Source organism: Photobacterium indicum, assembly GCF_003026215.1.
Taxonomy (GTDB): domain Bacteria; phylum Pseudomonadota; class Gammaproteobacteria; order Enterobacterales; family Vibrionaceae; genus Photobacterium; species Photobacterium indicum.
In genome coordinates this window covers 191,578-199,799 of sequence record NZ_PYOC01000003.1, presented here as the reverse complement: position 1 = coordinate 199,799, position 8,222 = coordinate 191,578, and the positions used below count along the sequence as shown (strand labels likewise).

Sequence of the window (8,222 nt, the reverse complement as noted above, 5' to 3'; positions counted from 1 at the left end):
ATAAAAATGCCGCCTATAAAAATTAAAGGCGGCATAATAATTAGATGGTTTTTATCTAGCTTCCTTATTACAAGGCGCTTATTTTAATGCTGGATACGTTTTGTATTTAACGCCCATCATTTGTTCCATACAGTGTACAACCTGACAGCTGTAACCAAATTCATTGTCATACCAGATATATAATACGCAACGGTTATCTTGTGCAATTGTTGCGACACCATCGACTACACCTGCATGTCGTGAACCCACGATATCGCTTGATACAACTTCTGTTGAATTAGTGAAATCAATCTGACCAGAAAGCGGAGAAACTAATGCCATTTCTTGTAAATAAGCATTCAAATCTTCAGCGGTGGCATTCGACTCTAGATTCAAGTTAGCAACAGCCATCGAAACATTTGGCGTTGGTACTCGAATAGAGTTACCTGATAATTTACCTGCCAATTCTGGTAATGCTTTTGCTACCGCTTTAGCTGCACCAGTTGACGTCAGTACCATGTTTAATGATGCTGAACGACCACGACGATCGCCTGAATGGAAATTATCAATCAGATTTTGATCATTGGTAAATGAGTGAACGGTTTCAATGTGACCCGAAATAATACCGTACTTATCATTAACTGCTTTTAGCACTGGGGTAATTGCATTTGTTGTACAGCTTGCGGCTGAAATGATTGTGTCACTATCTTGTATTACAGATTCGTTAACACCAAATACAACATTTTTGATATCACCTTTACCAGGGGCGGTTAGCAATACTTTTTCAGCGCCTTGGCAACCAAGATGCTGACTTAGACCTTCACTATCTCGCCAAATACCAGTGTTATCAACGATTAGCGCATTGTTAATGCCGTAATCGTTATAATCAATATCTTCAGGCTTATTGGCATAGATCACTTGAATGTAATTGCCGTTAGCGATAATGGCTTTTCGACTGTCATCAACAGTAATGCTGCCATTAAAAGGACCATGCACTGAGTCGCGGCGTAATAAGCTAGCGCGTTTTTCAAGGTCACCTTCTTTTCCGCCACGTACAACAATTGCACGTAAACGTAATGGGTAGCCTTGACCGCTTTTTTCAATTAATAAGCGAGCAAGTAAACGCCCAATACGGCCGAAACCATATAAAACGACATCGCGCGGCACAACAGATTCTGAGCTATTTAAAGAGTCAACTAAAGCCGTTTGCAAATAATCATTTAAGCCTTGTTCATCTTCTTGGTTTTTCCAATAAGAATGAGCAAGTTGACCTACATCTATACGGCAAGGCGAGAGTTCTAGCTCAGCAAGTTGCTTGATTAAAGGAAGTGTTTGAGCGGGGGATAGCTCATCACCAGTATAACGACGTGCCACACGGTGAGCTTTGATAATGTCTATGGTTGATGCGTTAACTAACTGGCGACCAAACAAAATGACTTCAACGCCTTTCTGTCGGTATAACTGGCCAAGAAGTGGTGAGATGGATTCTGCATTCGTCTGGCTTGCTTGCCAGTCTAGAAGGTATTTTTCCGGACTCATCTTTACTAGGAACCTTTCACGTTAGGGAATAAAACAGGCTTAAAGACCTGAAGGTTTTTATTGTTTTTATGTGACGGGATTGTAATAGATGTTGAGTTATTGTCCTAGTAAAATTAAGGCCTTTAAACTGTGAACTGGATTGTGTTTAAAGGGTGGAACTCTACCAGTATACAGTGTTGTTATCTGGTTTTTGACCGGAAAGTAGCAGGCTTAATTTCTGATGGAATGTAAGCAATATGTTTCGTCACTAATTTTTCGCTTGTTTTATATAGCGCCAGCTAGTGTTTTATTTTACATGTTAAAAAGCATTGCAAAATGCACTTAATTGCTGATTTTTCGGCTCGAAATGAGGTTGTGAGCGACTTATCAACTGGATACAACTTGAATAATTTTGGTAAGAAAATTGCTTCTATTATAGGCATGTCACACGTTGATGGGCTTAGAGTAACTGGCTTCAGCCATCTTGCGTATTGTTGTTGGCTGGGGATCATAATGAAAAGAATGAAGTCTATACCTCGTTTTTTATGGTTAATTCTTTTAGGGGTTGGTGTATTCATTCACTCTTCAGGGGTTAATATCTCAAGTGCTACTGCTTCTAAGTATGCGGTGGATAGTGCATGGCTGAATAAGAATTTAAACAGTGATGAAGTCGTTATCTATGATACTCGTGATCAGAGTGCATATGAGAATGGGCATATACCGGGTGCAATAAGTTTCCCGACAGAGATGTCATATAAAACCGAAAAGAATTCTTTCTATGTTAAAGGGAAGAATGAAATAGCACCATTGCTGCGTGAAAAAGGTATTGATAAAAGTAAGCTCATAGTACTTTACGATAGTGGCGATGTTAAGCATGCAGCACGAATATTTTGGGTGCTAGAGCTCTATGGCATTAGTGATGTTGTGATCTTAGAAGAGGGCTATACATATTGGGATACACAAGGATACCCTAGTAACCGACAGGTAGTTATTCCACAAAAAACGAGTTACATTCCATCGTTAAACGCTGACGTATATGCCAATACGACGTTAGCTAAAGTTGCAACATTCAGCCCTGATTATCAACTCTATGATTCACGTACACAAGAAGAGTATATTGGTGAAAAATCGAAGACAGAAAAATATGGTCACATCCCGACGGCAAAGAATCTTTTAATCTCTTCTTTTTTTTTAAAGAATGAAAAAGGTGACAGTGTATTAAAAAGCCAAGAGGAAATGGATCTTATTTTTTCTTCATTAGATAAAACAAAAAAAAGCGTTACATATTGTAATAAAGGTTTAGCGTCAACATTATCATATTATCATATTATCATATTATCTTATGAAGCGCTCTGGTTTTGATGTGGCGCATTACGATGGCTCGTGGTTGGACTGGTCTGCGAATGAATTACCTGTAGAAAAATAATGTTTATATTAAATAATGCATATTGGGGTATGACGAAGAGGGTTAGACCAATCATGGAATTGGAAAGGTTTACTAACAGTGTTATTTTCAAAAAAATCGCCGTAATTATGGGCGTCGTAATGTTGATGTCATTTATGGCAACGCTGTATATTACTTATACCTCGAATACTCAGCGAATATCAAAAGATATACAAACTGTGATGAACTCATCAAGTCAACTTATTATCGACGCGACGATTTTTGATAATACAGAAAAAAGTATCGAGTTAAACCGTCTATTTAGTAATTACAATGAAATAGGTTCTGTTGCTATATATGATCTAGATGATAATTTGGTGCATTTTTACACCAATAATAGTATGTCTGATATAACTGATTATCATCTTGATTATCAAGAAGGCATATCAATTTATAAAGGGAATTATAAACTAAGCTATTCGTTAGATTTTAATAATTTACCAATACTTAAGTATGTTGTTTTTTACTTCTCATCTGATGTTATACAAGCAATACTCACCCAGTTGGTACTTTTTATTTTTCCATTCGTAGTGCTATTAGTATATACACTATATTACATGTATCGAGAGGTAACGCGGCCATTAAATCATTTAATTGGCGAGTTACCCAAAGTGGGTACTGGTCAGGTTTCGATTAACCCTGTTAAACAATCAGAAGGGGAGGTGACTGTATTGGCAAAAGAAATAGACCATGCAGATAAATGCATTCATTTACATGGCCTAAAAATGGAAGCCCTCAATAAGAAACTTGAAGCTCGTACATTAGCATTGAATAAAGCGCTTACCATTAAAGGGGATTTTATGGCTAACATGAGCCATGAAATACGCACACCTATGAATGGGGTTTTGGGTTTTATCCAGTGTTTAGAGTCTCAACCGCTAGATGAAGAAGCAAAGCGCCAAGTTAGTTATATTAAAGAATCTGCACAATCCTTATTAAGCATAATAAATGAGATTTTGGATTACTCAAAGCTTGAAAGCGGTAATGTGACGTTGAACTATACCCCCATAGCAATAACAGAATTAATAAAGTCTAGCTTGATGTCCATTATATATGAGGCTGAGAGGAAAAGTATTATCCTTGAAAAGGATATCGATCCGAAGTTAGCTTCTCATTACCTTGGTGATGAATGTCGTATTAAGCAAATATTGACTAACTTGCTGGGTAATTCCGTTAAATTTACAGAGCATGGTAAGGTAACCCTCTCTGTTACGTTAATTAATAAAACAAAAAATGGCACATGTATACGCTTTAAAGTAAAAGATACAGGAATTGGGATTGATTTAGATAAACAAATAATTATTTTTGATTCTTACACCCAAGCCGATGGTTCGATATCGCGTAAATATGGTGGTACGGGTTTAGGGCTATCTATATCGAATAGTCTATGTAAATTAATGGGCTCGAAGCTTGAGGTAAAGAGCCAGCCATCAGTTGAAACTGAGTTTTACTTTGACGTTCAGTTGGATGAAGTTGCCGCACCGGTAGTTGAAAAAAAATGCTCTCCAAATTTCAATTTATCAAATTATGCCGACAAGCATATTTTGGTTGCTGAAGACAGTATGGTGAACCAACAATTAGTTAAAGCACTATTGAAAACATTAGGGCTAACCACTATTTCAATGGTAAGTGATGGTATTCAAGCTATCGATTTTATTAAACAACAAAAAGTTGATTTGGTATTAATGGATTGCCAAATGCCTAATATGGGAGGGCTTGAGGCTACCAAAGCAATTAGAGTACTTAATTTAAGTCATCAACCGAGGATAATTGCTTTAACTGCAAATGTGCTTGATGATGAAAAAACGCGCTGTTTAACCGCGGGGATGAATGATTACATTCCTAAGCCGATAGAAAGGGCTAAGTTATTTTCAAGTTTAAAGAATGCGTTTGAAAATGGGTATAAACAATAAAGAAGCTCAAGTGGTTAGTGTATTACTTGAGCTTTTCATTTTGCATCTTACGATGCAGGGTAAATTGCTCCTAGGCTTGTTAAGCCAGAAGCACCTGTTACTTCTGGTAAATTCCCCGGCATATTATTATGCGTTCGGTAAGCTAACCACGCGAAAGCCATGGCTTCCATATTATCGCTATCTACTCCTCGTTCTGTTGTCGTCATTACCTGCCATTCGGGTAATCGTGCAGCTAAACGCGCCATTAATAATGGATTATGCGCACCACCGCCACAGACTAGCAATTCTTGTTTAGTTGATAATTCAGACTTTTCATTGTGTTGATATGTGATGATATCATTGGTAATGGTGACAGCCGTAAATTCAGCTAGGGTTGCTTGTACATCTTCTGCGGGTATATCTAAACCTGATAATTTTTGTTTTAACCACGGTAAATTAAACAATTCCCGACCTGTACTTTTAGGGGCTGGTTGCTTGAAGTAAGGTTCGTCGAGCAGTCTTTCTAACAGTATTTTGTTTACAGTGCCTGTTTTAGCCCATTTGGCATTAGCATCATATTGACTGCCATTATGCTGGTGGATCCATGCATCCATTAACATATTGCCAGGGCCAGTATCATAGCCCGTAACAGGTTGATTGGGGGTAAGCACTGTGATGTTAGCAATGCCGCCAATATTGAGGATTACACGCGTTGTATCAAGAGAACTAAAAAGCTGTTGATGAAAAGCTGGAACGAGTGGGGCACCTTGCCCGCCAAAAGCCATGTCTTTGCGACGAAAATCAGCGATGGTTGTGATGTGTGTTTTCGCTGCAATAATATTTGCATCACCGAGTTGCATGGTGAAAGCATATTGCGTTTCTGGTGAGTGGAATACGGTTTGCCCGTGGCTTCCAATCGCAGTAACAGAGTCTGGAGGTATACTCGTTTTCTCTAACAAAGCGAGCACAGCATCAGCGAATAAATGTCCTAGCCGATGATCGAGCTCTCCAACCGCTTGTAAATTGGTGGATTGACCTAGGCAAATATCAAGCAATGCCTGTTTAAGGTCTTCACCCATAGGAAAAGAATTTTCTCCCATCAATCGGATACTGTTTTCTTCAATTTCAACCAAAACGGTATCAACACCATCCATACTTGTACCAGACATAATGCCGATATAACGCTCAATTGCCATAAGAACCTCTAGTGTGTGCTGAATCAGCAATGTCTTGAGACTATGAGTGTGCAGTCCTCATAACCTTGTGATAGATAAATGGTATTACAGTCATAATGTAAACGGAAAAAGTAATCGAGGGAATGATTGTTAGCGTAAATTATTGATGCAAATTGCTAGCACAAAGAAGAGAGGGCAGTTTTACTTGACTATTACACTATAAAAAGAGGTTAAGTGGATAGAAAAACACATTTAACCTCTGTACCCAAGTTACCTCAAGATGCAGGATTCTCGCTGAAACGAGCATCTTGAGGTCGCTAGGCTATATTTATTCTTTACTTGCAGGCTGTCAGTAATATCCCTTCTTTGCCTGCTAGTGTGATTGATACAACTCCGTCATTAATGTGCCATTCATCATCAGTTAACAGGTCGTGTAAAGAACCTGACTCGATGCCTAATTGCCAAACCGGTAAATGCAGTGTTTTAGCTGATTCACTGTTATTAATAAGGCAAATAACATGCTCTGTTTCTGTCGTTCTAGCAAAAGCAAAATATTGGTTCTCAGCCAATAACCACTGAACACTGCCGGATTGAAGGGCGGTTGATGATTTTCTGATAGCAATAAGTTGCTGCAAATAACTGAATGTTTGTGGCTTTTGTTCTTGCTCTGTTCTTTCCCATGGGAAACAGCGACGGTTATCTGGATCTTGGCCGCCTTGTAATTCAACTTCTGTACCGTAGTAAACACACGGCGTGCCGACATAAGCAAAAAGCATCATTAATGCTAGGTGCATCGTTTCTGTGTTGTTATCCACCATGGTTAAAAAGCGCATTGTATCGTGGCTATCTAGCTGGTTAAGCTGAGAAAGCTGATTCAACCACGGTAATTTTGTACGTGCTTCGTTTAACCATTCTACTAATTCTTCAGCATCGATTTGACATGCGTGATAGGCAATGTCTTTTTGAGCAAAAAAAGCACGAAGAGGGTGGGCAAAACCGTAATAGTTCATGGCACCGTCTTCTTGATCGCCTTGAAGCCAGTTAGACGCTTCAAAGAAATGTTCGCCTAACACATAACAATCAGGGTTGACCGACTTGGCAGCATTGCGGAAGGATTTAACAAAATGAGCATTATTACGTGCGCCTTTGCCTTCACCTAGCATATGGATAACATCAAAACGCCATGCATCTATATTATAGGGGGGTTTTAGCCAGTGTTTGATTACCGCGTCGTCACCTGTGTAGATATAATCCTGTACTTCAGGATTAGAAAAATTCAGTTTAGGTAGCGTTGATATACCATTCCAGCCAACGTATTCGTTGCTGTTATCGGTAAATTGATAATACTGACGGTAAGTAGAGTTAGGGTGATCGTATGCGCCCACAGCTTGGTCTGCGGTATTACGTTGATACATATCGAACCAAGGGTGATCGACTGAGGTATGGTTATATACGGCATCTAGCATGATCTTCATATTACGTTGATGCAGATCTGCCACCATGTTAGCAAATTGCTCGTTCGTGCCTAAATGAGGATCGATATTGAGGTAATCCGTTGTATCGTATTTATGATTACTGGGCGCGGTAAATATCGGATTTAAATAGAGTGCGGTTACACCTAATTCTTGTAAGTAATCAATCTTATTGTGGATACCTTGTAAGTCACCCCCGAAGAATTCGCTTGGTCCACTCGAATCATGACTTGATGCAGATTCACCCCATGCTTTCGCTATTGTCGGTTTTTCTGTGCCACGTAAACAGTATTCATTAGATTGAACACTGATTGATGGGTTTGCATTTGAAAAACGGTCGGGGAAAACTTGATAGAAAATCTGTTCTTTAACCCAAGCTGGCGGTTGATGCTGGTTATTGAATTTGAAGTGCTTTTCTTTACCCGGTACTCGTGGTGACACGCCACAACCGTGTAGCCACCATTGACGACTGTTTTGCATCACTTTAAAGGTATAGAAAGTGGTGTCTTTATCTGAATTGATCGGTAACTTCCCATGCCAGTATTGCAGGCGACCCTGGGTTCTACCGCGTTCCATATCAATTAATAGTTCTTCATTATCGGGTTCACATCGAATGAAGATGGCTGATATCAGTGTATCAACGTCACTGACTATTGTGACGTTAAGCATGTTGTCTGTAGAGGTAAGCCAGGCGCTATCCTGTCCATGGTAAAGAAATGGCGTTTTCATTGTAATTATCTCT

General features: G+C 39.1%; 5 protein-coding genes. 2 read left to right on the top strand and 3 right to left on the bottom strand.

Going from position 1 to position 8,222, the window contains the following annotated elements; translation table 11 throughout:
• Positions 1–78: 78 nt before the first annotated feature.
• Positions 79–1,518 carry a glyceraldehyde-3-phosphate dehydrogenase gene (locus tag C9J47_RS11315; RefSeq protein WP_107253632.1) on the bottom strand — a complete coding sequence of 480 codons (1,440 nt, stop codon included), beginning with the start codon at positions 1,516–1,518 and terminating at the stop codon, positions 79–81.
• Between the two features lie 315 nt (positions 1,519–1,833).
• On the opposite strand from C9J47_RS11315, the gene C9J47_RS11310 reads away from it, so the two are divergent.
• The gene (locus C9J47_RS11310; protein ID WP_245903433.1) at positions 1,834–2,859 is read left to right on the top strand and encodes a sulfurtransferase; all 1,026 of its coding nucleotides are present in this window, start codon (positions 1,834–1,836) and stop codon (positions 2,857–2,859) included.
• A 117-nt stretch (positions 2,860–2,976) separates the two neighbouring features.
• Entirely contained in the window at positions 2,977–4,854 is a 1,878-nt protein-coding gene (locus C9J47_RS11305; RefSeq protein ID WP_107253631.1) for a response regulator, read from the top strand.
• A gap of 47 nt (positions 4,855–4,901) precedes the next feature.
• Here the strand turns inward: C9J47_RS11305 and C9J47_RS11300 are convergent, their stop codons facing one another.
• Both C9J47_RS11300 and malZ read right to left on the bottom strand, forming a co-directional pair.
• Entirely contained in the window at positions 4,902–6,029 is a 1,128-nt protein-coding gene (locus C9J47_RS11300) for an anhydro-N-acetylmuramic acid kinase (RefSeq protein ID WP_107253630.1), read from the bottom strand.
• 314 nt (positions 6,030–6,343) lie between these two features.
• On the bottom strand, positions 6,344–8,209 hold the full coding sequence (malZ, locus tag C9J47_RS11295; protein WP_107253629.1) for a maltodextrin glucosidase: 1,866 nt from the start codon (positions 8,207–8,209) through the stop codon (positions 6,344–6,346).
• Positions 8,210–8,222: the final 13 nt, after the last annotated feature.

Coding starts and splice junctions, on each gene's coding strand:
- C9J47_RS11315 (WP_107253632.1), bottom strand. CDS start 1,518: ATGAGTCCGGAAAAATACCTTCTAGACTGGCAAGCAAGCCAGACGAAT.
- C9J47_RS11310 (WP_245903433.1), top strand. CDS start 1,834: ATGCACTTAATTGCTGATTTTTCGGCTCGAAATGAGGTTGTGAGCGAC.
- C9J47_RS11305 (WP_107253631.1), top strand. CDS start 2,977: ATGGAATTGGAAAGGTTTACTAACAGTGTTATTTTCAAAAAAATCGCC.
- C9J47_RS11300 (WP_107253630.1), bottom strand. CDS start 6,029: ATGGCAATTGAGCGTTATATCGGCATTATGTCTGGTACAAGTATGGAT.
- malZ (WP_107253629.1), bottom strand. CDS start 8,209: ATGAAAACGCCATTTCTTTACCATGGACAGGATAGCGCCTGGCTTACC.